Source organism: Pseudomonas sp. MM213, assembly GCF_020423045.1.
Lineage (GTDB): Bacteria > Pseudomonadota > Gammaproteobacteria > Pseudomonadales > Pseudomonadaceae > Aquipseudomonas > Aquipseudomonas migulae.
This window is the reverse complement of sequence record NZ_CP081943.1, coordinates 3,878,339-3,902,484: the sequence shown is the minus strand read 5'-3', so window position 1 is coordinate 3,902,484 and position 24,146 is coordinate 3,878,339. Positions and strand designations below refer to the sequence as shown.

General features: G+C 57.3%; 30 protein-coding genes. 21 read left to right on the top strand and 9 right to left on the bottom strand.

Features of this window, described 5'->3' with window-relative positions; translation table 11 throughout:
- The first annotated feature begins 18 nt into the window (after window positions 1-18).
- The 19 genes from rplN to bfr all read left to right on the top strand — a co-directional run bounded on the left by rplN (window position 19) and on the right by bfr (window position 10,958).
- Window positions 19-387: a 50S ribosomal protein L14 gene (rplN, locus tag K5R88_RS17765; RefSeq protein ID WP_002555479.1), complete on the top strand. Its 369-nt coding sequence runs from the start codon at window positions 19-21 to the stop codon at window positions 385-387.
- An 11-nt stretch (window positions 388-398) separates the two neighbouring features.
- Complete coding sequence (gene rplX, locus K5R88_RS17760) at window positions 399-713, top strand: 50S ribosomal protein L24 (protein WP_003176416.1); 315 nt, start codon at window positions 399-401, stop codon at window positions 711-713.
- Window positions 714-735: 22 nt separating this feature from the next.
- A complete protein-coding gene (gene rplE, locus K5R88_RS17755; protein WP_003176415.1) occupies window positions 736-1,275 on the top strand; it encodes a 50S ribosomal protein L5 in 540 nt (179 codons plus the stop codon).
- 13 nt (window positions 1,276-1,288) lie between these two features.
- On the top strand, window positions 1,289-1,594 hold the full coding sequence (gene rpsN, locus K5R88_RS17750) for a 30S ribosomal protein S14 (RefSeq protein WP_003176414.1): 306 nt from the start codon (window positions 1,289-1,291) through the stop codon (window positions 1,592-1,594).
- A gap of 210 nt (window positions 1,595-1,804) precedes the next feature.
- A complete protein-coding gene (gene rpsH, locus K5R88_RS17745; RefSeq protein WP_003186040.1) occupies window positions 1,805-2,197 on the top strand; it encodes a 30S ribosomal protein S8 in 393 nt (130 codons plus the stop codon).
- A gap of 12 nt (window positions 2,198-2,209) precedes the next feature.
- On the top strand, window positions 2,210-2,743 hold the full coding sequence (gene rplF, locus K5R88_RS17740) for a 50S ribosomal protein L6 (RefSeq protein WP_003176412.1): 534 nt from the start codon (window positions 2,210-2,212) through the stop codon (window positions 2,741-2,743).
- Between the two features lie 10 nt (window positions 2,744-2,753).
- Entirely contained in the window at window positions 2,754-3,104 is a 351-nt protein-coding gene (rplR, locus tag K5R88_RS17735) for a 50S ribosomal protein L18 (RefSeq protein ID WP_003186037.1), read from the top strand.
- A 3-nt stretch (window positions 3,105-3,107) separates the two neighbouring features.
- On the top strand, window positions 3,108-3,608 hold the full coding sequence (rpsE, locus tag K5R88_RS17730) for a 30S ribosomal protein S5 (protein ID WP_007943782.1): 501 nt from the start codon (window positions 3,108-3,110) through the stop codon (window positions 3,606-3,608).
- Window positions 3,609-3,610: 2 nt separating this feature from the next.
- Entirely contained in the window at window positions 3,611-3,787 is a 177-nt protein-coding gene (rpmD, locus tag K5R88_RS17725; RefSeq protein WP_003186033.1) for a 50S ribosomal protein L30, read from the top strand.
- Between the two features lie 3 nt (window positions 3,788-3,790).
- Window positions 3,791-4,228 (top strand): 50S ribosomal protein L15, encoded by a 438-nt coding sequence (gene rplO / locus K5R88_RS17720; RefSeq protein WP_007896782.1) that lies wholly within the window; start codon window positions 3,791-3,793, stop codon window positions 4,226-4,228.
- On the top strand, window positions 4,229-5,557 hold the full coding sequence (gene secY, locus K5R88_RS17715) for a preprotein translocase subunit SecY (RefSeq protein WP_003228718.1): 1,329 nt from the start codon (window positions 4,229-4,231) through the stop codon (window positions 5,555-5,557).
- 27 nt (window positions 5,558-5,584) lie between these two features.
- A complete protein-coding gene (gene rpmJ / locus K5R88_RS17710; protein ID WP_002555468.1) occupies window positions 5,585-5,701 on the top strand; it encodes a 50S ribosomal protein L36 in 117 nt (38 codons plus the stop codon).
- A gap of 130 nt (window positions 5,702-5,831) precedes the next feature.
- Window positions 5,832-6,188 (top strand): 30S ribosomal protein S13, encoded by a 357-nt coding sequence (rpsM, locus tag K5R88_RS17705; protein ID WP_003186020.1) that lies wholly within the window; start codon window positions 5,832-5,834, stop codon window positions 6,186-6,188.
- A gap of 30 nt (window positions 6,189-6,218) precedes the next feature.
- Window positions 6,219-6,608 carry a 30S ribosomal protein S11 gene (rpsK, locus tag K5R88_RS17700; protein ID WP_002555466.1) on the top strand — a complete coding sequence of 130 codons (390 nt, stop codon included), beginning with the start codon at window positions 6,219-6,221 and terminating at the stop codon, window positions 6,606-6,608.
- Window positions 6,609-6,626: 18 nt separating this feature from the next.
- A complete protein-coding gene (gene rpsD, locus K5R88_RS17695) occupies window positions 6,627-7,247 on the top strand; it encodes a 30S ribosomal protein S4 (RefSeq protein ID WP_003210056.1) in 621 nt (206 codons plus the stop codon).
- Window positions 7,248-7,269: 22 nt separating this feature from the next.
- Window positions 7,270-8,271, top strand: a complete 1,002-nt coding sequence (locus K5R88_RS17690) for a DNA-directed RNA polymerase subunit alpha (RefSeq protein WP_003186012.1) — start codon at window positions 7,270-7,272, stop codon at window positions 8,269-8,271.
- 42 nt (window positions 8,272-8,313) lie between these two features.
- Window positions 8,314-8,700, top strand: a complete 387-nt coding sequence (gene rplQ, locus K5R88_RS17685) for a 50S ribosomal protein L17 (RefSeq protein ID WP_007943777.1) — start codon at window positions 8,314-8,316, stop codon at window positions 8,698-8,700.
- Between the two features lie 189 nt (window positions 8,701-8,889).
- Window positions 8,890-10,344, top strand: a complete 1,455-nt coding sequence (locus K5R88_RS17680) for a catalase (protein WP_192420659.1) — start codon at window positions 8,890-8,892, stop codon at window positions 10,342-10,344.
- 149 nt (window positions 10,345-10,493) lie between these two features.
- On the top strand, window positions 10,494-10,958 hold the full coding sequence (gene bfr / locus K5R88_RS17675; RefSeq protein WP_008030905.1) for a bacterioferritin: 465 nt from the start codon (window positions 10,494-10,496) through the stop codon (window positions 10,956-10,958).
- A gap of 136 nt (window positions 10,959-11,094) precedes the next feature.
- Here bfr and uvrA read toward each other — a convergent pair whose 3' ends face one another.
- Entirely contained in the window at window positions 11,095-13,929 is a 2,835-nt protein-coding gene (gene uvrA, locus K5R88_RS17670; protein ID WP_008041305.1) for an excinuclease ABC subunit UvrA, read from the bottom strand.
- A gap of 191 nt (window positions 13,930-14,120) precedes the next feature.
- Between uvrA and K5R88_RS17665 the strand changes: the two genes are divergently transcribed.
- On the top strand, window positions 14,121-15,518 hold the full coding sequence (locus K5R88_RS17665; protein WP_008030907.1) for an MFS transporter: 1,398 nt from the start codon (window positions 14,121-14,123) through the stop codon (window positions 15,516-15,518).
- Window positions 15,519-15,527: 9 nt separating this feature from the next.
- Window positions 15,528-16,052 (top strand): single-stranded DNA-binding protein, encoded by a 525-nt coding sequence (locus K5R88_RS17660; RefSeq protein WP_008041307.1) that lies wholly within the window; start codon window positions 15,528-15,530, stop codon window positions 16,050-16,052.
- 186 nt (window positions 16,053-16,238) lie between these two features.
- Here K5R88_RS17660 and K5R88_RS17655 read toward each other — a convergent pair whose 3' ends face one another.
- The 8 genes from K5R88_RS17655 to K5R88_RS17620 all read right to left on the bottom strand — a co-directional run bounded on the left by K5R88_RS17655 (window position 16,239) and on the right by K5R88_RS17620 (window position 24,131).
- Window positions 16,239-18,443, bottom strand: coding sequence for an OsmC domain/YcaO domain-containing protein (locus K5R88_RS17655; RefSeq protein ID WP_226298133.1), 2,205 nt, complete (start codon window positions 18,441-18,443; stop codon window positions 16,239-16,241).
- Window positions 18,444-18,599: 156 nt separating this feature from the next.
- Entirely contained in the window at window positions 18,600-19,757 is a 1,158-nt protein-coding gene (locus K5R88_RS17650) for a glutathionylspermidine synthase family protein (RefSeq protein WP_226298132.1), read from the bottom strand.
- Between the two features lie 12 nt (window positions 19,758-19,769).
- Complete coding sequence (locus K5R88_RS17645) at window positions 19,770-20,483, bottom strand: DUF1190 domain-containing protein (RefSeq protein WP_192228087.1); 714 nt, start codon at window positions 20,481-20,483, stop codon at window positions 19,770-19,772.
- An 18-nt stretch (window positions 20,484-20,501) separates the two neighbouring features.
- Window positions 20,502-20,930 carry a DUF350 domain-containing protein gene (locus K5R88_RS17640; protein ID WP_008030949.1) on the bottom strand — a complete coding sequence of 143 codons (429 nt, stop codon included), beginning with the start codon at window positions 20,928-20,930 and terminating at the stop codon, window positions 20,502-20,504.
- A 15-nt stretch (window positions 20,931-20,945) separates the two neighbouring features.
- Window positions 20,946-21,620: a DUF2491 family protein gene (locus K5R88_RS17635; RefSeq protein WP_226298131.1), complete on the bottom strand. Its 675-nt coding sequence runs from the start codon at window positions 21,618-21,620 to the stop codon at window positions 20,946-20,948.
- Window positions 21,607-22,641: an ion channel gene (locus K5R88_RS17630; protein WP_226298130.1), complete on the bottom strand. Its 1,035-nt coding sequence runs from the start codon at window positions 22,639-22,641 to the stop codon at window positions 21,607-21,609. Before K5R88_RS17630 ends, K5R88_RS17635 begins: the two co-directional genes overlap by 14 nt.
- Window positions 22,642-22,712: 71 nt before the next feature.
- Window positions 22,713-23,276, bottom strand: coding sequence for a rhomboid family intramembrane serine protease (locus tag K5R88_RS17625; protein ID WP_226298129.1), 564 nt, complete (start codon window positions 23,274-23,276; stop codon window positions 22,713-22,715).
- Window positions 23,277-23,432: 156 nt separating this feature from the next.
- Window positions 23,433-24,131, bottom strand: coding sequence for a PspA/IM30 family protein (locus K5R88_RS17620; protein ID WP_008041320.1), 699 nt, complete (start codon window positions 24,129-24,131; stop codon window positions 23,433-23,435).
- Window positions 24,132-24,146 lie beyond the last annotated feature (15 nt).

Genomic DNA, 24,146 nt, shown 5'->3' with positions numbered 1-24,146 from the left:
AGGGGTCGGAGAAATTATATGATTCAGACTCAATCCATGCTCGATGTGGCCGATAACAGCGGCGCTCGCCGCGTTATGTGCATCAAGGTGCTGGGTGGCTCCCATCGTCGTTACGCTGGTATCGGTGACATCATCAAAGTTACCGTGAAGGAAGCAATTCCTCGCGGTAAAGTGAAAAAAGGCCAAGTGATGACTGCTGTTGTAGTCCGCACTCGTCACGGCGTTCGTCGTGCTGATGGCTCCATTATCCGCTTTGATGGCAACGCTGCTGTTCTTCTGAACAACAAGCAAGAGCCGATCGGCACCCGTATCTTTGGGCCAGTGACCCGTGAACTTCGTACTGAGAAGTTCATGAAGATCGTCTCGCTCGCCCCAGAAGTGCTGTAAGGAGATCCGACATGCAAAAGATTCGTCGTGACGACGAGATCATCGTGATCGCCGGCAAAGACAAAGGTAAGCGCGGTAAGGTGCTTAAGGTTCTCGCTAATAACCGTCTGGTTATCGGTGGTCTGAACCTGGTCAAGCGTCATACCAAGCCTAACCCGATGTCGGGCGTACAAGGCGGTATCGTCGAGAAAGAAGCTCCACTGGACGCTTCTAACGTAGCCATTTTCAACGGCGAAACCAACAAGGCTGATCGCGTTGGTTTCAAAGTAGAAGACGGCAAGAAAATTCGTGTCTTCAAGTCGACCCAAAAAGCGGTTGATGCTTGAACACTGCTAGGTAGATGAGACCATGGCACGACTAAAAGAGATTTACTGGAAAGAAATCGCACCGAAGCTTAAGGAAGAACTTAAGCTTTCGAACGTGATGGAAGTTCCACGCGTTACCAAAATCACCCTGAACATGGGTCTGGGCGAAGCAGTCGGTGACAAAAAAGTCATCGAGCACGCTGTTGCTGACCTGGAAAAGATCACCGGCCAGAAAGTCGTTGTGACTTACGCTCGGAAATCCATCGCTGGCTTTAAAGTCCGTGAAGGTTGGCCGATCGGCGTCAAAGTGACCCTGCGCCGTGAGCGTATGTACGAGTTCCTGGATCGTCTGCTGTCGATCTCCCTGCCTCGGGTTCGCGACTTCCGCGGCCTGAATGCCAAGTCCTTCGATGGTCGTGGTAACTACAGCATGGGCGTTAAAGAGCAGATCATCTTCCCGGAAATCGACTACGACAAGATCGATGCTCTCCGCGGTCTGGACATTACCCTGACCACCACTGCCAAGAACGATGATGAAGGTCGCGCCCTGTTGCGTGCTTTCAAATTCCCGTTCCGCAACTGATTGGAGTAGGAAAATGGCCAAGATGAGCATGAAAAACCGCGAGCTGAAGCGTCAGCTCACGGTTGCCAAGTACGCCAAAAAGCGTGCAGCACTGAAAGCTATCATCGTTGATCTGAACGCAAGTCCAGAAGCGCGTTGGGAAGCTACAGTAGCTCTGCAAAAGCAGCCACGTGACGCAAGCGCTTCGCGCATGCGTAACCGCTGCCGCCTGACCGGTCGTCCACACGGCGTTTACCGCAAGTTCGGCCTTGGCCGTAACAAACTGCGTGAAGCTGCAATGCGTGGTGACGTACCTGGTCTGGTTAAAGCCAGCTGGTAAGCACTATCAAAGTCTCGGTGTTCGGGATCGCAAGATCCTGACCGCCGGTGACCTTGAACTTGAATCAAGCCCCTTTTGGGGCTTGATTCATTTGTGGGGTGTGTCTAGAATACCCGGCTCGCCTGAGCCCGTGCTTTTTTTGCACGGATGTCCTCGGCGACACGTAGTAGCCGCAAGGCTAATTTTTTGTGTATTAGGAGCGTCTAGCCCATGAGTATGCAGGACCCGTTAGCGGACATGCTAACTCGAATCCGTAATGCCCAGATGGCTGAAAAGTCCGTCGTAAGCATGCCATCTTCTACTTTGAAGGTAGCTGTTGCCAAAGTCCTGAAGGACGAAGGTTACATTGCGGGTTATCAGATCAGCAGCGAAATCAAGCCACTGCTGTCCATCGAGCTGAAGTACTTCGAAGGCCGTCCGGTCATCGAGGAAGTGAAGCGCGTTAGCCGTCCAGGCCTGCGTCAGTACAAGTCCGTCGATGATCTGCCAAAAGTTCGTGGCGGTCTCGGTGTGTCTATCGTCTCCACCAACAAAGGTGTGATGACGGATCGTGCTGCGCGCGCTGCCGGTGTCGGCGGCGAAGTTCTTTGCACTGTGTTCTAAGGGGGGATAAGCATGTCACGCGTCGCTAAGAACCCCGTTAAGCTGCCAGCCGGCGTCGAAGTCAAATTCGCAGGCCAACAGCTTTCGGTGAAGGGTGCCAAGGGCACTCTCGAACTGAACATCCATTCGTCCGTTGAGATCGTTGAAGAAGCTGGTGAGCTGCGTTTCGCTGCTCGCAATGGCGATCAACAAACTCGCGCAATGGCTGGTACCACTCGTGCGTTGGTAAACAACATGGTCCAAGGCGTAAGCCAAGGCTTCGAGCGTAAGCTCCAGCTGGTCGGTGTTGGTTACAAAGCGCAAGCAAAAGGCACAGTGCTGAACCTGGCTCTTGGCTTCTCGCACCCAGTGGATTATGAACTGCCGGAAGGCATCACCGCTGAGACTCCTAGCCAGACCGATATCCTGATCAAGGGCATCGATAAGCAGCTGGTAGGTCAAGTGGCCGCCGAGATCCGCGACTTCCGTCCACCAGAGCCGTACAAAGGCAAAGGTGTGCGCTACGCGGACGAAGTCGTCCGTCGTAAAGAAGCCAAGAAGAAGTAGGGCATAGCAAATGACCGACAAAAAAGTTACTCGACTGCGTCGCGCTCGCAAAGCACGCCTGAAAATGCACGAACTCGAAGTCGTGCGTCTCTGCGTGTTCCGCTCGTCGCAGCACATCTACGCCCAGGTCATTTCGGCCGACGGCAACAAAGTCCTGGCATCTGCCTCGACTTTGGATAAAGAACTGCGTGATGGCGCCACTGGCAACATCGACGCGGCCACTAAGGTTGGCCAGCTGGTCGCTACGCGTGCTAAAGCCGCTGGCGTCTCGCAGGTGGCTTTCGACCGCTCTGGCTTCAAGTACCACGGCCGCGTCAAGGCGCTGGCTGATGCTGCTCGTGAAGCTGGGCTGGAGTTCTAAGTTATGTCAAATAACGACCAAAAGCGCGACGAAGGCTACATCGAGAAGCTGGTTCAAGTTAACCGCGTAGCCAAAACCGTTAAAGGCGGCCGTATCTTCACTTTCACCGCGTTGACCGTGGTTGGTGATGGTAAAGGGCGTGTTGGCTTCGGCCGTGGCAAGTCACGTGAAGTGCCTGCTGCGATCCAGAAGGCAATGGAAGCTGCTCGCCGCAACATGATCCAAGTTGACCTGAACGGCACCACTCTGCAGTACGCAATGAAGTCCGGTCACGGCGCTTCGAAGGTGTACATGCAGCCTGCTTCTGAAGGTACCGGTATCATCGCTGGCGGCGCTATGCGTGCTGTCCTCGAAGTTGCTGGCGTTCAGAACGTTCTGGCCAAGTGCTACGGCTCGACTAACCCGGTAAACGTGGTTCACGCCACTTTCAAAGGTTTGAAAGCTATGCAGTCTCCTGAATCCATTGCCGCCAAGCGTGGCAAAAGCGTCAAGGAGATCTTCTGATCATGGCTACCGTTAAAGTTACGCTGATCAAAAGCATGACCGGCCGCATCCCTAACCACAAACTGTGCGTTAAGGGTCTGGGTCTGCGTCGCATCGGTCACACTGTAGAAGTACTTGATACTCCCGAGAATCGCGGGATGATCAACAAGGCTTACTACATGCTGCGTGTCGAGGGTTAATCGATGAAACTCAATGATCTGAGTCCAGCGCCGGGTTCCCGTCGCGAAAAGCATCGTCCGGGCCGTGGTATCGGTAGTGGTTTGGGTAAGACCGGTGGCCGTGGCCACAAAGGTCAGTCCTCCCGCTCCGGTGGCACCATTGCTCCAGGCTTTGAAGGCGGTCAACAGCCGCTGCATCGTCGCCTGCCGAAGTTCGGTTTCGTTTCCCTGAAAGCCATGGATCGCGCAGAAGTGCGTTTGTCCGAGCTGGCTAAAGTGGAAGGCGACATCGTCACCGTGCAGTCCTTGAAAGATGCCAACGTGATCAACGTCAACGTACAGCGTGTGAAAATCATGCTGTCCGGTGAAGTGACTCGCGCTGTTACCATCGGAAAGGGAATCGGCGCCACCAAAGGTGCGCGTGCGGCTATCGAAGCAGCTGGCGGCAAGTTCGAGGAATAAATGGCTAAGCAAGGTGCTCTCTCTGCGCTCGGCAAAGGCGGTATGTCTGAACTCTGGGCTCGTCTGCGTTTTCTGTTCCTGGCGATTATCGTCTACCGAATAGGCGCACACATCCCGGTTCCAGGTATCAACCCGGACCGACTCGCGGACCTGTTTCGACAGAATGAGGGGACCATTCTTAGCTTGTTCAACATGTTTTCCGGCGGCGCGCTGGAACGGATGAGCATCTTTGCATTGGGGATCATGCCGTACATTTCGGCATCGATCATCATGCAGCTGATGACCGCCGTCAGCCCGCAGCTGGAGCAGTTGAAGAAGGAAGGTGAAGCTGGCCGTCGCAAGATCAGCCAGTACACCCGCTACGGCACTGTCGTCCTCGCTCTTGTTCAGGCAATTGGCATGTCCATTGGTCTGGCAGGGCAGGGCGTTGCGTTCACTGGTGACTTTGGCTTCCATTTCGTCGCGGTATCCACATTTGTGGCTGGTGCGATGTTCATGATGTGGCTGGGTGAGCAGATTACTGAGCGTGGTGTTGGCAACGGTATCTCGATGTTGATTTTTTCGGGTATCGTCGCCGGTCTTCCGAGAGCGATCGGGCAGTCTTTCGAGTCTGCACGTCAGGGTGATATCAACATCTTCGCCCTGGTTGCCATCGGTTTGCTGGCAGTAGCGATTATCGGTTTCGTGGTGTTCATTGAGCGTGGTCAGCGTCGTATTGCTGTTCACTACGCCAAGCGTCAGCAGGGCCGTAAGGTCTTCGCTGCGCAGACTAGCCACTTGCCGCTGAAGGTGAACATGGCCGGTGTTATTCCGGCCATTTTCGCGAGCAGCATTTTGCTGTTCCCGGCTTCGTTGGGTGCCTGGTTCGGCCAGTCTGAAGGTATGGGCTGGTTGCAGGACATCTCGCAGTCGATCGCTCCTGGTCAGCCGTTGAATATTCTGCTGTTTAGTGCAGGGATTATTTTCTTCTGCTTCTTCTATACGGCGTTGATGTTCAATCCGAAAGACGTAGCGGAAAACCTGAAGAAGTCCGGTGCCTTTATTCCGGGCATCCGTCCAGGTGAGCAGTCTGCGCGCTACATTGATGGCGTTCTGACTCGCTTGACCATGTTCGGTGCTCTTTACATGACGGCCGTGTGTCTGCTTCCCCAGTTCCTGGTGGTTGCGGCAAACGTACCGTTCTACCTTGGCGGGACCTCGTTGCTGATCGTCGTCGTGGTTGTGATGGACTTCATGTCCCAAGTACAATCGCACCTCGTTTCGCACCAGTACGAATCCCTGATGAAGAAAGCCAACCTGAAGGGTTACGGCAGCGGCATGTTGCGCTGAGTACCCATAAGGTTCGAGGAGTTGGTGATGAAAGTTCGTGCATCGGTGAAAAAGCTGTGCCGTAACTGCAAGATTATTCGCCGCGAAGGTGTTGTTCGAGTAATTTGCAGCGCGGAACCGCGTCACAAACAGCGCCAAGGCTGAGTGTGATTGTGCTTCAAGCCCGGTAGCTAGTGCGCTACCGGGTTGATTATTTGTTATTACAGCGATATTATCTCGCGCCCTATTTCTTGGCTTCCGGGGCGTAGGTAGCTGTCAATTGGAGTCCCACTGAATGGCCCGTATTGCAGGCGTTAACATTCCAGATAACAAGCATACTGTTATCTCGCTGACCTACATCTATGGTGTTGGTCGCACTACTGCACAGAAGATCTGTGCAGTGACTGGGGTAAACCCAGCCGCAAAGATCAAGGATCTGAGCGACGAGCAGATTGAACAGCTGCGTGGCGAAGTGGCGAAGTTCACCACTGAAGGTGACCTGCGTCGCGAAATCAACATGAAAATCAAGCGTTTGATGGACCTCGGTTGCTATCGCGGTCTGCGTCATCGTCGTGGTCTTCCAGTACGCGGTCAGCGTACCAAGACTAACGCGCGTACCCGTAAAGGTCCGCGTAAGCCGATCCGCAAGTAATCGCCCCAGCGAATCGACAGGAAATTAATCATGGCTAAACCTGCTGCTCGTCCTCGTAAAAAAGTTAAAAAGACAGTGGTTGATGGCATCGCCCACATCCATGCTTCTTTTAACAACACAATCGTGACCATCACCGACCGTCAAGGCAACGCTCTTTCCTGGGCTACCTCCGGTGGTTCGGGTTTCCGCGGTTCCCGCAAGTCCACCCCGTTTGCTGCTCAAGTAGCTGCTGAACGTGCTGGTCAAGCTGCGCTGGAATACGGTCTGAAAAACCTCGACGTTAACGTCAAAGGTCCAGGCCCAGGTCGTGAATCTGCAGTCCGCGCTTTGAACGGCTGTGGCTACAAGATCGCCAGCATCACCGACGTGACGCCAATCCCGCACAACGGGTGCCGTCCGCCGAAGAAGCGCCGCGTGTAATCCAGGAGATTGTAAAGAATGGCTCGTTACATTGGTCCAAAATGCAAACTCGCTCGTCGCGAAGGCACCGATCTCTTTCTGAAGAGCGGCGTGCGCGCGATCGAATCGAAGTGCAACATTGAAGCAGCACCTGGTATCCACGGCCAACGCCGCGGTCGCCAGTCCGATTACGGCACCCAACTGCGTGAAAAGCAGAAGGTCCGTCGTATCTACGGCGTTCTCGAGCGTCAATTCAGCGGCTACTACAAAGAAGCTGCTGGCAAGAAAGGTGCAACCGGTGAAAACCTGCTGCAACTGCTCGAATGCCGTCTGGACAACGTTGTATACCGTATGGGTTTTGGCTCTACTCGTGCCGAATCCCGTCAGCTGGTATCGCACAAATCCGTCAGCGTTAACGGCCAGACCGTAAACGTACCGTCTTACCAGGTTCGTGCTGGTGACGTGGTCGCGATTCGCGAGAAAGCAAAGAACCAACTTCGCATTGTCCAAGCTCTCGATCTGTGTGCCCAACGTGGCCGCGTAGAATGGGTAGAAGTAGACACTGAGAAGAAGTCGGGCGTTTTCAAGAACGTTCCAGCTCGCAGTGATCTGTCCGCCGACATCAACGAAAGCCTGATTGTCGAGCTCTACTCCAAGTAAGGGCTAGAAAATAGGTGCATCCATGCAGATTTCGGTAAATGAGTTCCTGACACCCCGCCATATTGATGTGCAGGTTGTCAGTCCAACCCGCGCCAAGATCACTCTCGAGCCTCTCGAGCGTGGTTTCGGCCACACCCTGGGCAACGCGCTGCGCCGCATCCTGTTGTCCTCAATGCCCGGCTGTGCAGTAGTCGAGGCCGAGATTGACGGTGTACTCCATGAGTACAGCGCAATCGAAGGCGTACAGGAAGACGTAATTGAAATCCTGTTGAACCTTAAAGGTCTGGCTATCAAGCTGCACGGTCGTGACGAAGTTACGCTGACCTTGTCGAAGAAGGGTTCGGGGGTGGTTACCGCTGCCGATATTCAGCTGGATCATGATGTCGAGATCGTTAACCCCGATCACGTAATCGCTAACCTGGCGTCTAACGGCGCCCTGAACATGAAGCTCACCGTAGCTCGTGGTCGTGGTTATGAACCGGCAGACTCGCGTCAGAGCGATGAAGACGAAAGCCGCAGCATCGGTCGCTTGCAGCTTGACTCTTCGTTCAGCCCGGTTCGCCGTATCGCATACGTGGTGGAAAACGCCCGTGTCGAGCAGCGTACTAACCTGGACAAGCTGGTTATTGATCTGGAAACCAACGGTACTCTGGATCCTGAAGAGGCTATCCGTCGCGCTGCAACCATTCTGCAACAGCAGTTGGCTGCGTTCGTCGACCTCAAAGGTGACAGTGAGCCAGTGGTTGTCGAGCAGGAAGACGAGATCGATCCGATCCTGCTTCGCCCGGTTGACGATCTGGAACTGACTGTACGTTCGGCTAACTGCCTTAAGGCGGAAAACATCTACTACATCGGTGACCTGATTCAGCGTACCGAAGTAGAGCTGTTGAAGACTCCGAACCTTGGCAAGAAATCCTTGACTGAAATCAAGGACGTTCTGGCCTCCCGCGGTCTGTCCCTCGGCATGCGCCTCGACAACTGGCCGCCTGCAAGTCTTAAGAAGGACGACAAGGCGACTGCCTGATCGTCGTAATCACCGAACGTCGTGTTTGGTAAGGAATGAACCATGCGTCATCGTAAAAGTGGTCGTCACCTGAGCCGCACTAGCTCGCACCGCAAGGCCATGTTTCAAAACATGGCAGTGTCGCTGTTCGAGCACGAGCTGATCAAAACTACACTGCCGAAAGCTAAAGAACTGCGTCGCGTTGCTGAGCCGCTGATCACTTTGGCCAAGACAGACAGCCTGGCTAACCGCCGTCTGGCTTTCGACCGTACTCGTTCGAAAGCTATCGTTGGTAAGCTCTTCAACGACCTGGGCAAGCGTTACGCTACCCGTGAGGGTGGCTACCTGCGCATCCTCAAGTGCGGCTTCCGCACTGGCGACAACGCGCCTATGGCGTACGTCGAGTTGGTTGATCGTGCTACCGGCGGTGAAGCTGTATCCGCTGAGTAAGACGTCAGTCTGAAACGAAGAACCGGGCCTAGTGCCCGGTTTTTTGTGGGCGTCTGAAAAGTAGGCTCTTCGTTAGTAATTTTCTATCGACACTTACAAGTTAATGAATTTGTAGGTGTAACGTTGGTGATCAATACTTCCTCTCAGCCGATTAGCCGGCAGTTCTAGACTGACAGAGGAAGAGATCGCATGAGCCAAAATAAAATACTTACCACCGCCAGTGGCGCTCCTGTCGCCGACAACCAGAATTCCCGCTCTGCCGGCCCTCGTGGCCCATTGCTGCTCGACGATTTCCACCTGATCGAGAAGCTTGCCCACTTCAACCGTGAAAACATTCCTGAGCGCCGCGTACACGCCAAGGGCTCGGGTGCTTACGGTACGTTCACCGTGACGCGCGACATCACTGAGTACACCAGCGCCAAGCTGTTCGAATCCGTCGGTAAGCAGACCCCAACCTTTCTGCGGTTTTCCACCGTGGGCGGTGAGCGCGGCTCGGCTGACACGGAGCGCGACCCACGTGGTTTTGCCCTGAAGTTCTATACCGAAGAAGGTAACTGGGACATCGTTGGCAACAACACGCCAGTGTTCTTCATTCGCGATCCGCTCAAGTTTCCGGACTTTATCCACACCCAAAAACGCCTGCCGCAAAGCAACCTGAAAAGTGCGCAGATGATGTGGGACTTCTGGTCGCACTCGCCTGAGGCGCTGCACCAGGTCACCATCCTGTTTTCGGACCGTGGCATCCCTGACGGCTACCGTCACATGCACGGCTTCGGCAGCCACACTTACAGCCTGATCAGTGCCAGCGGCGAGCGTCACTGGGTGAAGTGGCATTACAAGACCCAGCAAGGGATCAAGAACCTGGCGCCGGCAGAAGCTGCTCGCCTGGCGGGCACCGATCCGGATTACGCACAGCGCGACTTGTTCGAAGCGATTGAGCGCGGCGACTTCCCCAAATGGCGTGTGTGCATTCAGATCATGACCGAGGCCCAGGCTGCGGCGCATTACGAGAACCCTTTCGACGTGACCAAGACCTGGTCGCAGAAAGAGTTTCCACTGATCGAAGTGGGTGAGCTCGAGCTCAACCGCAATCCGCAGAACTACTTCGCGGAAGTTGAACAAGCGGCGTTCGGTCCGAGCAACATGGTTCCAGGTGTTGGCCTGTCGCCAGACCGCATGCTGCAAGGGCGAGTGTTCGCTTACGCCGATGCGCACCGCTACCGTGTTGGTACCAACCATCAGCAACTGCCGGTGAATGCGCCGCGCAGCCCGGTCAACAGCTACCAGCGTGATGGCTCCATGGCATTTGGCAGCAATGGCGGTGCAGCGCCGAACTACGAGCCGAACAGTTACGTAGAGTCGCCAAAACAGGCGCCTCGTTATGCTGAGCCTGCTTTGGCATTGAGCGGTGCGGCTGATCGTTACGATCATCGCGAAGACACGGACTACTACAGCCACGCAGGTGCGTTGTTCCGTTTGATGAGTGATGAGCAGAAAAACCTGCTGACCAACAATATTGCGGGCGCGATGGCAGGGGTCTCCGCTGATGTAGTGGATCGCCAATTGCAGCATTTCTTCAAGGCCGACCCGGCTTATGGAGACGCAATCGCAAAGGCGCTCAACGTACAGATTAACGAAGTCTAAACGAGAAGCAGAACCGCCCTCATTAGGGCGGTTTTTGCGCTATTTAAACTACTTTTCTCAGAATATCTTCGCTTTTATCGCGCAAACCAAGTGACCAAACAGTCGCTGTGGTTCAAACTACAGACTTTCAAGCAGGGAGATGTAGGGCGATGCAAGGCCACCCAGACGTAATCGATTACCTCAACACGTTGCTGACCGGCGAACTGGCCGCGCGTGATCAATATTTCGTTCACTCGCGGATGTATGAGGACTGGGGATTCACCAAGCTCTACGAACGAATCAACCACGAGATGGAAGAGGAAGCGGGGCACGCCGATGCGCTGATGCGCCGAATCCTGATGCTCGAAGGCACGCCACGCATGCGTCCGGACGATCTTGATGTCGGCACCACGGTTCCTGACATGCTCGCTGCCGACCTGCGACTGGAATACAAAGTCCGCGCCGCACTCTGCAAGGGCATCGAACTCTGCGAGCAGCACAAAGACTACGTCAGCCGCGAGATGCTGCGTATTCAACTGAACGATACCGAAGAAGACCACACCTACTGGCTCGAGAAGCAGTTGGGGCTGATCAAGTTGATCGGTCTGGAAAATTACCTGCAATCTCACACCTGACATTGAACCGTAGGAGCACAGCTTGCTGGCGAAGGCTTCCTTGATATCGCCATCGCCAGCAAGCTGTGCTCCTACAGTGTCAACGAAAAAGCCCCTGTCACCGACAAAGTGACAGGGGCTTTTTCATGGGCCTGATTCAGTCCCTGTCGCGAGCCAGCAACGGTTTGAGATAGAAACCGGTGTGAGACTGCTTCATCTCGGAGACTTCTTCCGGCGTACCGACGGCAATGATCTGCCCGCCTTTGGAACCACCTTCCGGCCCCAGATCCACCAACCAGTCAGCAGTCTTGATCACGTCCAGGTTGTGCTCGATCACCACCACGGTGTTGCCGTGGTCGCGCAGTCGATGCAGCACGTCGAGCAGTTGCTGAATATCCGCGAAGTGCAAACCAGTGGTTGGCTCATCGAGGATGTACAGCGTCTTGCCGGTATCGCGCTTGGACAGCTCGCGGGACAGCTTCACCCGCTGCGCTTCACCACCAGACAGGGTGGTCGCCGATTGCCCCAGCTTGATGTACGACAGGCCGACATCCATCAGCGTCTGAAGCTTGCGTGCCAGTGCCGGCACCGCGTCGAAGAACACCCGGGCTTCCTCGATGGTCATCTCGAGGGTTTCGTGGATGCTCTTGCCCTTGTACTTGATCTCCAGCGTTTCGCGGTTGTAGCGCTTGCTCTTGCAGACGTCGCACGGAACATAGATGTCCGGCAGGAAGTGCATTTCAACCTTGATCAGGCCGTCGCCCTGGCAGGCTTCGCAGCGTCCGCCCTTCACGTTGAAGGAGAAACGCCCCGGCCCGTAACCGCGGGAACGGGATTCCGGCACGCCGGCGAACAGTTCGCGAATCGGCGTGAACAGCCCGGTGTACGTCGCCGGGTTGGAGCGTGGCGTGCGGCCGATCGGGCTCTGGTCGATGTCGACGACCTTGTCCAGGTGCTCCAGCCCTTTGATGCTGTCGTGAGCCGCAGCCTCAAGCGTCGTCGCACCGTTGAGTGCCGTCGCGCTCAAAGGAAACAGCGTGTTGTTGATCAGCGTCGACTTGCCCGAACCGGACACGCCGGTAACGCAGGTCAGCAGGCCAATCGGAATCTCCAGATCGACGTTGCGCAAGTTGTTGCCGCGAGCGCCTTTGAGGGACAGCGACAATTTCTTGTTGCGCGGCGTGCGTTTGGCTGGAACGGCAATCTTCACCCGGCCAGACAAATACTTGCCGGTCAGCGAGTCAGGGTGAGCCATCACCTCCGCTGGCGTACCTTCGGCGACGATATGCCCCCCGTGCACGCCGGCACCCGGGCCGATATCCACGACATAGTCAGCCAGGCGAATGGCATCTTCATCGTGTTCGACCACGATCACCGTGTTGCCGATGTCGCGCAGGTGCTTGAGCGTGCCGAGCAAACGGTCGTTGTCGCGTTGGTGCAGACCAATCGACGGTTCATCGAGGATGTATAGAACGCCCACCAGGCCGGCACCAATCTGACTGGCCAGACGAATCCGCTGGGCCTCGCCACCGGACAGCGTGTCGGCACTGCGATCCAGCGACAGATAGTCGAGGCCGACGTTGACCAGGAACTGCAGGCGCTCGCGGATTTCCTTGAGGATCTTGTCGGCAATTTCACCGCGACGCCCGGTCAGCTTCAGCACGCCGAAGTATTCGCATGCATCGCCAATCGGCAGATTGGTTACCGCAGGCAGCGTCTTCTCTCCGACCCAGACATGCCGCGCCTCGCGACGCAGGCGGGTGCCACGGCAATCCGGGCAATGCTGGGTGCTGAGGAACTTGGCCAGCTCTTCACGCACCGAAGCCGACTCGGTTTCGCGGTAGCGACGCTCCAGGTTTGGCACGATGCCTTCGAACGGGTGCGAACGTTTAACGATGTCGCCACGGTCATTCAGGTATTTGAAATCGACGTTCTGGGAGCCGCTGCCGTGCAGGATGAATTTCTGCTGCTCGGCCGGCAGTTCGTTGAACGGCACTTCGAGGCTGAACTTGTAGTGCGCCGCCAGCGACCCGAGCATCTGGAAGTAATAGACGTTACGCCTGTCCCAGCCGCGAATCGCACCTTCGGCCAGGGTCAGTTCGCCATTGACCAGTCGCTTGATGTCGAAGAATTGCTTCACGCCCAGACCATCGCACGTCGGGCAGGCACCGGCCGGGTTGTTGAAGGAGAACAGCTTGGGTTCCAGCTCGCTGATCGCGTGACCGCAGATCGGGCAGGCGAAGCGCGCTGAGAAGATCATCTCTTCGCCGGGTTCGTCGTCCATCGGTGCGACCAGGGCAATGCCGTCCGCCAGTTTCAGCGCGGTTTCGAAGGATTCGGCCAGACGCTGTTGCAGATCGGCGCGGACCTTGAAGCGGTCGACGATGACGTCAATCGAATGCTTCTTCTGCTTGTCCAGCTTCGGCAGTTCGTCCAGTTCGCAGATCCTGCCGTTGACCCGGGCCCGGACAAAGCCCTGGGCGCGCAGTTCTTCGAAGACCGAAAGGTGTTCGCCTTTGCGCTCGCGGATCACCGGCGCCAGCAGCATCAGTTTGCTGCCCTCCGGTTGGGCGAGGACCAGGTCGACCATCTGGCTGACGGTCTGCGCTTCCAGCGGAATGTCGTGATCCGGGCAGCGCGGAATACCGACGCGAGCATAGAGCAGGCGCAGGTAGTCGTAGATTTCGGTGATGGTGCCGACCGTCGAACGCGGGTTGTGCGAGGTCGACTTCTGCTCAATGGAAATGGCTGGCGACAAACCTTCAATGGTGTCGACGTCAGGCTTTTCCATCATCGACAAAAACTGCCGGGCATAGGCCGACAGCGACTCGACATAGCGGCGCTGGCCTTCGGCGTACAGCGTGTCGAACGCCAGGGACGATTTGCCGGATCCGGACAAGCCGGTGATGACGATCAGTTTGTCCCGTGGCAGGGTCAGGTCGATGTTCTTCAGGTTGTGGGTTCGGGCCCCACGAATCAGGATCTTGTCCAAAGTGGCCTCGCTCGGCGGGCGTCGAAAACGTAGGAGTATACGGCCAAATACTGGATGGATGCACACTATCAAACGAGTGGTTTACTGTCGTACATGAAGAGTCTGTCAGCGGAACGCGTCAAAGCGTCGCGATATACCCTGTCAATCGATGGGACTGGTAGAATCGCCGCCGGTTCACATGAGGTTTTTCCATGCACGATCCCCACAGCGAACGCATGAGTGGCAGTGAGACCCGCGCAGCAAGCGGTCTGGCCCTCGTGTTCGCGTTCCGTATGCTTGGCATGTTCATGGTGTTGCCGGTACTGGCGACCTATGGGATGGATCTGGCAGGAGCGACCCCGGCCCTCATCGGGCTGGCGATTGGCGCTTACGGCCTGACCCAGGCGATATTTCAGATTCCGTTCGGCTTCATTTCCGACCGCATTGGGCGCCGCCCGGTGATTTACCTGGGGCTGATCGTGTTCGCCCTCGGCAGTGTGCTGGCGGCGAACGCCGATTCGATCTGGGGCGTTATCGCCGGACGAATCCTGCAAGGCGCCGGGGCGATTTCCGCAGCAGTGATGGCGTTGCTGTCAGACCTGACCCGCGAACAGCATCGGACCAAAGCCATGGCCATGATCGGCATGACGATTGGTCTGTCGTTCGCGGTCGCCATGGTGGTAGGGCCTTTGCTGACTCGTGCCTTTGGGCTGTCCGGGTTGTTCCTCGCCACCGGTGGCATGGCGCTGGTGGGTATCGTGATCGTGATGTTCATGGTGCCGCGCTCCACCGGGCCGTTGCAGCACCGTGAATCCGGTGTCGCGCGCCAGGCACTGATGCCGACGCTCAAGCACCCGGACCTGCTGCGTCTGGACCTGGGTATTTTTGTGTTGCACGCGATGTTGATGTCGAGCTTCGTTGCATTGCCGCTGGCCCTGGTCGAAAAAGCCGGGCTGCCCAAAGAGCAGCACTGGTGGGTCTACCTGACCGCGCTGCTGATTTCCTTCTTCGCCATGATCCCGTTCATTATCTACGGCGAGAAGAAACGCAAAATGAAACGAGTTTTATTGGGCGCAGTGCTGACGCTGATGCTCACTGAGCTATTCTTCTGGCAGTTCGGCGATAGCTTGCGGGCTCTGGTGATCGGGACGGTGGTGTTCTTTACCGCGTTCAACTTGCTGGAAGCTTCGTTGCCATCGCTGATCAGCAAGGTTTCACCGGCGGGCGGCAAGGGCACGGCGATGGGGGTTTATTCCACCAGTCAGTTCCTCGGATCGGCACTGGGCGGGATCCTCGGCGGCTGGATGTTCCAGCATGGCGGTCTGTCGGTTGTCTTCCTCGGATGCGCCGGCCTGGCTGCCCTCTGGCTGGCCTTTGCTGTTACCATGCGCGAACCACCTTATGTCACGAGCCTGCGCTTGCCGTTGTCGCCCGAGGCGATCCGCGAAGCGGGTCTGGTTGAGCGCCTGAAGGCCGTCGTAGGGGTAACAGATGCGGTAATCGTTGCTGATGAAGCAGCGATTTACATCAAATTGGACACAGAACTATTGGATCGCACTACCCTCGAGCGTCTGGTGAACAACCCGCCCGAGGCAGCGTGCGTAGCCTAGGAGAACGTTATGGCCCGTGGGGTTAACAAAGTCATATTGGTCGGCACTTGCGGCCAGGATCCCGAAGTTCGCTACTTGCCTAACGGTAACGCCGTGACCAACCTGAGTCTGGCGACCAGCGAACAGTGGACCGACAAGCAGACCGGTCAGAAGGTCGAGAAGACCGAATGGCACCGTGTGTCGATGTTCGGCAAAGTGGCGGAAATCGCCGGCGAATACCTGCGTAAAGGTTCGCAGGTCTACATCGAAGGCAAGCTGCAGACCCGCGAGTGGGAAAAAGACGGTATCAAGCGTTACACCACTGAAATCGTGGTCGACATGCAAGGCACCATGCAACTGCTGGGCGGCCGTCCACAGCAGGGCGACCAACAAGGCGGGGGCAACAACTACCAGCAGTCCGCTCCGGCTCCACGCCAGCAGCAGGCGCCGCGTCCGCAGCAGTCGGCACCGCAACAGTCGCGTCCGGCTCCACAGCAGGCCGCTCCTCAGCCGGCTCCGGATTTCGACAGCTTTGATGACGATATCCCGTTCTAGGATATGGCTTAGGCCTTTGTAAGGTTTAGCCTCGAAACCCCCGATCGGTCCTCTGGACTGGTCGGGGGTTTTCTTTTGCACGCTATTTGTAGGAGCCGGCTTGCTGGCGATGGCGGAGTGTCAGCCAACCAGTGTATTGACTGAATGGACGCCATCGCCAGCAAGCCGGCTCCTACAGATTTGCGCTCAACGGGGGGAAATGATCACGTTGGCCCGCGCCGTGTGCAGTTTTTTGTAGCTGTCGATCAGGCGCAGGTGCCTGTCGAGCCCCTCCAGTTTCATGCTGGTCGGCGTCAAGCCATGGAAGCGTACGGTCCCGTCCACCGAGCCGATTGCTGCGTCCGTCCGCTCGCTGCCAAACATCCGGCGGAAATTGGCCTCGTAGTCTTCCAGTTCCAAGTCTTCGTCCAGTTTCATCTCCAGCACCACATTGACAGCCTGGTAGAACAAGCCGCGCTCAACCGTGTTGTCGTTGTACTGCAGGAACATTTCCACTGCTTCTTTCGCCTCTTCAAATTGTTGCAGGGCGAGGTAAATCAGCAGCTTCAACTCCAGGATCGTCAACTGACCCCAAGCGGTATTGTCGTCAAATTCGATGCCGATCAAGCTGGTGATGTCGGTGTAGTCGTCCAGCTCACTTTCCACCAGGCGCTCGACCAGCGCTCGCAGTTCGTCTTCGTCCAGGCGATGCAGGTTCAGGATGTCTTCGCGGAAGAACAGCGCTTTGTTGGTGTTATCCCAGATCAGATCGTCTACCGGATAAATTTCCGAATAGTCCGGCACCAGGATGCGGCAGGCCGTCGCGCCGATATGCTCGTAGACCGCCATGTACACTTCCTTGCCCATGCCTTCGAGAATGCCGAACAAGGTCGCGGCTTCCTCGGTATTCGAGTTTTCACCCTGGCCGGAGAAGTCCCACTCCACGAATTCGTAATCCGACTTCGAACTGAAGAAGCGCCACGACACAACGCCGCTCGAGTCGATGAAGTGCTCGACGAAGTTGTTCGGCTCGGTCACCGCATGACCTTCAAACGTCGGCTGGGGCAGGTCGTTGAGGCCTTCGAAGCTGCGGCCTTGCAGCAACTCGGTGAGGCTGCGTTCCAGTGCCACTTCAAGGCTTGGGTGCGCGCCGAACGAGGCGAACACACCGCCGGTACGCGGGTTCATCAACGTAACGCACATCACCGGGAATTCACCGCCCAGAGACGCATCCTTCACCAACACCGGGAAACCCTGTTCTTCCAGCGCCTGAATGCCGGCGAGGATCCCAGGGTACTTTGCCAGCACGTGGGCCGGCACATCCGGCAGTGCAAATTCACCTTCGATGATTTCGCGTTTTACCGCGCGCTCGAAGATCTCCGACAGGCACTGCACCTGCGCTTCGGCCAGCGTGTTGCCGGCACTCATGCCGTTGCTCAGGTACAGGTTTTCAATCAGGTTGGACGGGAAATACACCACCTCGCCGTCCGACTGGCGCACGTACGGCAGCGAGCAGATACCGCGCTCTTCATTGCCCGAGTTGGTGTCGATCAGATGGGAACCGCGCAGCTCGCCGTCGCGGTTGTAAATCTTCAGGCAGTACTCGTCGAGAATCTCGGTCGGCAGCGCGTCTTTGCGGCCAGGCTTGAACCAGCGCTCGTCCGGATAATGCACAAATTCCGCGTTGGCGATGTCTTCGCCCCAGAACTGGTCGTTGTAGAAGAAGTTGCAGTTGAGCCGCTCGATAAACTCGCCCAACGCCGACGCCAGTGCGCCTTCCTTGGTCGCACCCTTGCCGTTGGTGAAGCACATCGGTGAGTGCGCATCGCGGATATGCAGCGACCACACATTGGGCACGATATTGCGCCACGAGGCGATTTCAATCTTCATGCCCAGGTCCGCCAGGATGGCCGACATGTTGGCGATGGTTTGTTCCAGCGGCAGATCCTTGCCGGCAATGTAAGTGCTCGCCTCTGAGCTGGAAGCAGGCATCAACAGCGCCTGGGCATCGGCGTCGAGGTTTTCCACTTCTTCGATCACAAACTCAGGCCCGGCCTGCACCACTTTTTTCACGGTGCAACGGTCGATGGAACGCAGGATGCCCTGGCGGTCCTTGTCGGAGATGTCTGCGGGCAACTCGACCTGGATCTTGAAAATCTGGTTGTAGCGGTTTTCCGGGTCAACAATGTTGTTCTGCGACAGGCGGATGTTATCCGTGGGGATATTGCGTGTGCTGCAGTACAACTTCACGAAATACGCCGCACACAACGCCGACGAAGCCAGGAAGTAGTCGAACGGACCGGGTGCCGAGCCATCGCCCTTGTAGCGGATTGGTTGGTCGGCCACCACCGTGAAGTCGTCGAACTTGGCTTCAAGCCGAAGGTTGTCGAGAAAGTTGACCTTGATTTCCATGGGGGGGTACCAGAATAACGGGCTAGACGATTTGGCCGCCATTATCCGGCTTTTCAGCGGTAAGTCTTGTGGTTGTCGGGTTCCTGATCGGGTTTACACCTGTTTCACCCCGACGCCCGATGCATGGCAACGGGCTTTTTCACTGACGGTAATTGTTCAGTCGAGTATCAGGTGCGGCAAGAATCGGCTGGAATCCTTGGTAATCAGGCTGTTGTCCTCGCGCACACCGATGCCCGCCGCTTGATCGCCGATCACCCAGGAACCGATCAGCGTGTAGCTATCGCCAAACTGCGGCAACGGCGCGAACTCCTGAAGGATAAACGGCGCGTCCGTGTAGGGCCCATCCTCTTTCACGATCAGACCGTCCGCTGTTTGCAGCTCGATGTTGGCGCCTTCCCGCGAGAAGAATGGCTTGCGCACCCAGCCCTTGGGCACCGCTTTGTTCGGGTCGGTATCCAGGTGGGCGGCGAGCAGGTTCGGATGGCCTTTGTTGAACTCCCACAGCAGCGGCAGGATGCCTTTGTTGGAGATGATGGATTTCCAGGCCGGTTCGAAAAACTGCGTATCGCTCTGGGCAATCGCTGCACCAAAGGGCTCGTGGAAGATGAACTCCCAGGCGTGCAGTTTGAACAGGTGAGGAATCCAGCGATCTTCAAGATCGACGAAACGTCCGTCACTGGTGAGGCCAATGTCTTCGATGTCGATGTGGCGGGATTCGATGCCGACTTTTTCCGCAACCAGCCGCAGGTAATCGGTGGTGCCCTTGTCCTCGACCGAGTCTTTCATCGAGGCGAAATAGAACGGTTGCGTGATTTGCAGTTGAGCAAAGGCCTGATGCAGCTTGGTGTCGATGCTGTTGAACTGGTCGGCGTTCTTGGGCAACAAACCGCGCTCAATGCACTGCTCCAGCCAGCCCCACTGGAACGCCGCCGCTTCGTAGAGGCTGGTCGGCGTGTCGTAGTTGAGCTCCAGCAGTTTGGCCGGGCCGTTGCCGTTGTAGGAAAAGTCCATGCGCCCGTACAGATGCGGATGACCTTCGAGCCATGACGTGCGAACCAGGTCGTAGAACGGTGCCGGAATGCTCAGGCGTTCCAGCAACTCCTCGCTCTGCACCACGCGAGCCACCAGGTCCATGCACATCTCATGGATCTCGGTGGTCGGGTCTTCGAGATCGTTCTCGATCTGCTTGAGCGTGAACTGGTAGTACGCGCTCTCGTCCCAATAGGGTTCGTCGTCGATGGTGTGGAACAGAAAGCCGAGGTTTTCGGCGGTCTGTTTCCAGTCATGACGCTCTGCGCAGAGGATTTTCTTCATGGCCCTGTTTCCTTAACTGCTCGACCCGCCGCCACCCCAGCCGCTGCGCGCACTGGCTTTGCTGCCGAAGCCGCCACGGGAAGTAGACGAGGCAACGGACACCGGTTTGCTGGCGGAACGAATCGAGTCGGCGTAGTTGCTGCTGCCGTATCGCGCCTGATTGGATTTGGTAAAGGTCGAACCTTTCGAAATCCGCTGGCCGAGTGTCGAAGACGAATAGCTGCCACGGTCATCGCGGTAGCGGTACACCGGCTCGGAATAGTAGCTGTTGCGGTTGTTGCTCAGCATGTTGCCGATCAGCAGGCCGGTCAGCAGGCTGGTGCCGGAGAATCCCGAACCGCCACTGTTCGCTTCCGAGGCAGGCAATTGCGCTTTGGCGGCGTCCACCTGGGATTGCGTCACCTCGCCATTGGCGGTCAGCTCGAAGCCGCCGAGTTTGGGGATGAACTTGCCGGCGGAGTCCTGCTGGCACCAGTCTGCGACGAAGTCGGCTTCGCAATCGGCCTGGTTGTCGTACACCGGTGCAATGCGTCGATGTTCGGCCATGGCGGTCATGAAGGCGTCCGAGCAGACGTCCACCGGAAGCTTCTCATCGGCGCATTGTTGCACGGACTGGAAGTTGTACTTTTTCTGCATCGAGTAGGTTTTTTCCGTCGGCCCGCAGCCCGAAATCGCCATCGCGACCGAGGCTGCCAGCGACAGCTGAACGTACTTGCTTCGTTTCATCGGGAGCTCCGTGCGCGATCAGTTCGAGGAAGGGGTCATGCAGGCGGCGTTCAACATGCCGACGCTGATGGCCACGGCTGCCACGTAGATACCGGCGGCGATTTCACCTTTCTTGATGCGCTCGGAGGTGCCCTTGAGCACCAGGCTGGTCATCAGGAACGCCAACAATTGCACGAACGCGGCGATGACTGCCCAGACCACGAAGTCGAGGAGGCTGACCGAGTAGGCGATCACGTTGCTGGCCGGAATCGCGAAACCGATGACCGCACCGCCCAGGGCGATTGCAGCCGCGACGTTGCCCGAACGGATCAGTTCGAATTCCTTGTGCGGGGTGATGCGGGTGTAGATGAACTGGAACAGCGCGAACAGCACGGCGGCGCCGAGGATGTACGCAACAAACCCAAGCACGGCGGCTTTGTTCAGGGAGACGGAGAGCGCTTCTAGCATGGGGTTTCTTCCTTTTTAAAAAGTGTTCAGGTCGGTGGTGTACAGCGAAATGCCCAGCGAAGTGCTCAAGCTGATCGTACCTTCGGCGTCTTCTTCGACAGAAAACAGCAGGAATTCACGGCGGTCGGTCAGGCCGGTTTCGCGGGCGTACAGCATCGAACGGTGCTCGACGCTGTAGGACTCATCCGGGTTTTTCAGCTGTTCGCTCAACGCCACCAGTTCAGTCTGGCCATTCTCGGTGCCCCATTCACGGGTGTATTCGACGCCGTTGTGGGTGTAGGTCGGCAGCCCGATCAGGCTATTCGGGCCGGCCAGACGGCGCAGCTCCGCTTCGCTGCTGATGGTGATGTAGCTGAGGTAGTTGAACAGGATCACCGACTCGACCTGGCCGGCGATGTCGCCGGTGGTGTGCACTTGCAGCCAGTAGTCTTCGTCGTTCATGTAGTAGCGCGACAGCCAGGTCGACTGCCCGAGGTCAATGGTGCCGTTGCTCCAGATCTGCTGCGAGCCGGGGATGGCCACGGCGGTTTTTTCGTCGAGCAACAATTGCAGCGTGCTGTCGAACATCACGCCTTTGCCCAGTGCCAGACCCAGCGGGCCGGCGGTTGGCTGGGTTTCGCTGGCGGTCCATTTCGAATCTGAATTCGCGTTCGGGGCCTCAAGCCCCAACAACTGTTTAAACCATCCCATTGGAGATTTCCTTGAGGCGAGTGGAGGCGATGTAGAAGAGCTCGCCGCCCTCGACGCGTGTGGCGCCAGGCGGGTTGATCGATGGTTGTCGGGCGCCCTTGGCGCGGTAGCCGATGAGGGTGGCGTTGTGACGTTCTTTCATCTGCGTGTACAGATCGCCGAAGGTCGCGTTAAACGTATCGGGCAGTTTCATCAGGTATTGGGTCGCGCCCTGGCCCACGCACAGCAATTCGTTGATGACCACGGACGAGCCGGGGTCCTGGGACGCGCGCACAAGCATCTCGATGGCCATGCTTGATGTGCATTCCAGGCTGGGGGCGTAGGCGCTGGCGAGCGAGGCGATTTCACTGTCATTGAAGTGGGCGACCACATGCCCGACAGGCTTCAGTTGATTGACCGCCAGCACGGTGGCCAGGGTCAGGTCGTCTGAATGGGTTCGCACCAGAACGCGTTCGGCACCGGGAACGCCGGCGCGCAGTAGCAGCGCCACCGAGGACAGGCTTTCGCCCTTGATGAAGGACGCCTGGCCAGGCATGGGGTTTTCTTCAAGGGTGCAATCGCAAATGACGATCAGGTTGTCGTTGGAGGTTTCATCCTGAAGCAACAACTCAACGACCCGTTCGCTGGATGCACCTTCCCAGCCGATGAGCACCGTATGCCCGACATTGCCGGTGTAGTCACCTTTGCCCTTCATGCTTTTTCTCCATACATCGATAACGCTGCTGGTGGTTTTGCCGATGGCTGCCGTCAGCAGCGCAATGCCGCCGAGCATGACCCAGGTGGCCACGAAAATGCGCCCCGCCGATGTCTGTGGCGCGAGATCGCCATAGCCTACGGTAAGCGTGGTGGTGAGATAGAAGTAGGTAAATGTGGCGGGGGCGGTGAGGTGCTGTTCGCCCAGCAACACCAGGCCCAGATACGCCGTGGTCAGGTGCACGGCCAAGGCGATGACCAGTCCCACCCAACCGAATCGGTGGAAGAGGGACGAGGCATACATGCGCAATAAAAGGAAAATCGACATTTCGTCCCTGACTCCGTGGGTACTCATTCCTGGCGACGTTATCGCCTCGGCGTCTGAATGCTCAAGTGCGGTTAACCGGCGGCATTAAACCTGCTGCGCGGCGCAGAGAAAAGTACCTTGGCTGCAATAAATCCGGCGAGCGCCCCAAAGAGATGTCCTTCGAAGGACACACCCTGACGCGGAAGAAAGCCAAAGACCAGGCCGCCATAGAGCAACGCCACGACACTGGCCGTGATCAGGTTGCCCCAGCTGCGGTGAAACCAGGCGCGGGACAGGAGGTAGGCCCACAGCCCGAATACCCAGCCGCTGGCGCCAATGTGCACGCCGGAAAACCCGAACAGCCAGACCAGTGCGCCGCCCAGCAGAATGATGATCGCGCTGACGGCCAGGAACCGGTTGAGCCCGTCGACAATGACCAGGGTGCCCAGAATCAGGAAGGGAATCAGGTTGGCGCTGAGGTGCGCAAAGGACGCGTGCAAAAAAGGCGAGGTGATGATGCCGACCAGTCCGTGGGCTGTTCTCGGCACCAGGCCGAATGCCACAAGGCTGTAGCCGGTCGCGACGTTGAGCAGTTGCAGCACCACCATGAAAATGGCGAGGCTGGCGATTGTCTTGAAACCCTTCAGGGCATCCATCCTTGACCTCGATTCAACGAAAAACTGAAACGCATATCCATTGTGGGAGCGAGCCTGCTCGCGAAGAGGGAGTGTCAGTCAACATTAATGTCGCCTGACAAACCGTAATCGCTAGCAGGCTAGCTCCCACAGGTTATGCATCTGCGACTGAGTGGGTTACTCAGCCGATTTCTGCTTCAGGCGCTCCAGGATCGCGTTGGCGCTGCCCGCGTCCGGCGTGATGCCGGCTTCGCGCAGTTTGCGCTCCAGGTCGGTGCCGGTCGAGGCATCGGCCAGTTGGTCCTGGGCTTCCAGTTCAGCGGCGCGTTGCTGCTGCTTGGCTTGCAAGCGGTTCAGCGTGCCGACTGCGGTTTCCAGTTTGCCGTTGGCGCCGCCGCTGGCGATGGACGCGCTGACCTGGGCTTTCTGCACGCTTTCACGGGCCTTGGCCATGTCCACTTGCTGGCGCAGGCTCTTGATGCGGCTTTCAGCCTTGGTGATGTCTTTGCGCATGTTGTCCGCATAACCGCCGAATTCGGTGGCCTGCTTCTGCTCGACATCCAGCTCGTTGGTCAGGGTCGAAATGGCTTCGGCCACTTCCAGTGCCAGGTCTTCGCGGTTGGCCTGAATGGCGGCCAGCGCCTTGGATTCCAGGTCCTTGATCTTGGCGTTGTACTCGCTGACGCGATCTGCGGACAGTTTGTGCTTGGCCATGATGGTGACCAGCTCACGCTTGGCGTTGGCCAGCGCGCTGTCGGCATCGCGGATTTCCTGGTCGAGGATGCGCAGGGCCTGTTGGTCGACGATCGATTCGCCGACTTCATTGGCACCGCCACGCAGTGCGGTGAACAATTTGCTCCAGATGGACTGAGTCATTGGATTTTCCCTGAT

Coding starts and splice junctions, on each gene's coding strand:
- rpmD (WP_003186033.1), top strand. CDS start 3,611: ATGGCTACCGTTAAAGTTACGCTGATCAAAAGCATGACCGGCCGCATC.
- K5R88_RS17620 (WP_008041320.1), bottom strand. CDS start 24,131: ATGACTCAGTCCATCTGGAGCAAATTGTTCACCGCACTGCGTGGCGGT.
- rpsK (WP_002555466.1), top strand. CDS start 6,219: ATGGCTAAACCTGCTGCTCGTCCTCGTAAAAAAGTTAAAAAGACAGTG.
- rpmJ (WP_002555468.1), top strand. CDS start 5,585: ATGAAAGTTCGTGCATCGGTGAAAAAGCTGTGCCGTAACTGCAAGATT.
- K5R88_RS17690 (WP_003186012.1), top strand. CDS start 7,270: ATGCAGATTTCGGTAAATGAGTTCCTGACACCCCGCCATATTGATGTG.
- K5R88_RS17625 (WP_226298129.1), bottom strand. CDS start 23,276: ATGGATGCCCTGAAGGGTTTCAAGACAATCGCCAGCCTCGCCATTTTC.
- rpsD (WP_003210056.1), top strand. CDS start 6,627: ATGGCTCGTTACATTGGTCCAAAATGCAAACTCGCTCGTCGCGAAGGC.
- rplE (WP_003176415.1), top strand. CDS start 736: ATGGCACGACTAAAAGAGATTTACTGGAAAGAAATCGCACCGAAGCTT.
- rpsH (WP_003186040.1), top strand. CDS start 1,805: ATGAGTATGCAGGACCCGTTAGCGGACATGCTAACTCGAATCCGTAAT.
- rplQ (WP_007943777.1), top strand. CDS start 8,314: ATGCGTCATCGTAAAAGTGGTCGTCACCTGAGCCGCACTAGCTCGCAC.
- rplX (WP_003176416.1), top strand. CDS start 399: ATGCAAAAGATTCGTCGTGACGACGAGATCATCGTGATCGCCGGCAAA.
- rplR (WP_003186037.1), top strand. CDS start 2,754: ATGACCGACAAAAAAGTTACTCGACTGCGTCGCGCTCGCAAAGCACGC.
- K5R88_RS17640 (WP_008030949.1), bottom strand. CDS start 20,930: ATGCTAGAAGCGCTCTCCGTCTCCCTGAACAAAGCCGCCGTGCTTGGG.
- K5R88_RS17665 (WP_008030907.1), top strand. CDS start 14,121: ATGCACGATCCCCACAGCGAACGCATGAGTGGCAGTGAGACCCGCGCA.
- K5R88_RS17660 (WP_008041307.1), top strand. CDS start 15,528: ATGGCCCGTGGGGTTAACAAAGTCATATTGGTCGGCACTTGCGGCCAG.
- rplO (WP_007896782.1), top strand. CDS start 3,791: ATGAAACTCAATGATCTGAGTCCAGCGCCGGGTTCCCGTCGCGAAAAG.
- rpsM (WP_003186020.1), top strand. CDS start 5,832: ATGGCCCGTATTGCAGGCGTTAACATTCCAGATAACAAGCATACTGTT.
- K5R88_RS17655 (WP_226298133.1), bottom strand. CDS start 18,443: ATGGAAATCAAGGTCAACTTTCTCGACAACCTTCGGCTTGAAGCCAAG.
- K5R88_RS17630 (WP_226298130.1), bottom strand. CDS start 22,641: ATGTCGATTTTCCTTTTATTGCGCATGTATGCCTCGTCCCTCTTCCAC.
- rpsN (WP_003176414.1), top strand. CDS start 1,289: ATGGCCAAGATGAGCATGAAAAACCGCGAGCTGAAGCGTCAGCTCACG.
- K5R88_RS17635 (WP_226298131.1), bottom strand. CDS start 21,620: ATGGGATGGTTTAAACAGTTGTTGGGGCTTGAGGCCCCGAACGCGAAT.
- rplN (WP_002555479.1), top strand. CDS start 19: ATGATTCAGACTCAATCCATGCTCGATGTGGCCGATAACAGCGGCGCT.
- K5R88_RS17645 (WP_192228087.1), bottom strand. CDS start 20,483: ATGAAACGAAGCAAGTACGTTCAGCTGTCGCTGGCAGCCTCGGTCGCG.
- rplF (WP_003176412.1), top strand. CDS start 2,210: ATGTCACGCGTCGCTAAGAACCCCGTTAAGCTGCCAGCCGGCGTCGAA.
- K5R88_RS17650 (WP_226298132.1), bottom strand. CDS start 19,757: ATGAAGAAAATCCTCTGCGCAGAGCGTCATGACTGGAAACAGACCGCC.
- K5R88_RS17680 (WP_192420659.1), top strand. CDS start 8,890: ATGAGCCAAAATAAAATACTTACCACCGCCAGTGGCGCTCCTGTCGCC.
- rpsE (WP_007943782.1), top strand. CDS start 3,108: ATGTCAAATAACGACCAAAAGCGCGACGAAGGCTACATCGAGAAGCTG.
- secY (WP_003228718.1), top strand. CDS start 4,229: ATGGCTAAGCAAGGTGCTCTCTCTGCGCTCGGCAAAGGCGGTATGTCT.
- bfr (WP_008030905.1), top strand. CDS start 10,494: ATGCAAGGCCACCCAGACGTAATCGATTACCTCAACACGTTGCTGACC.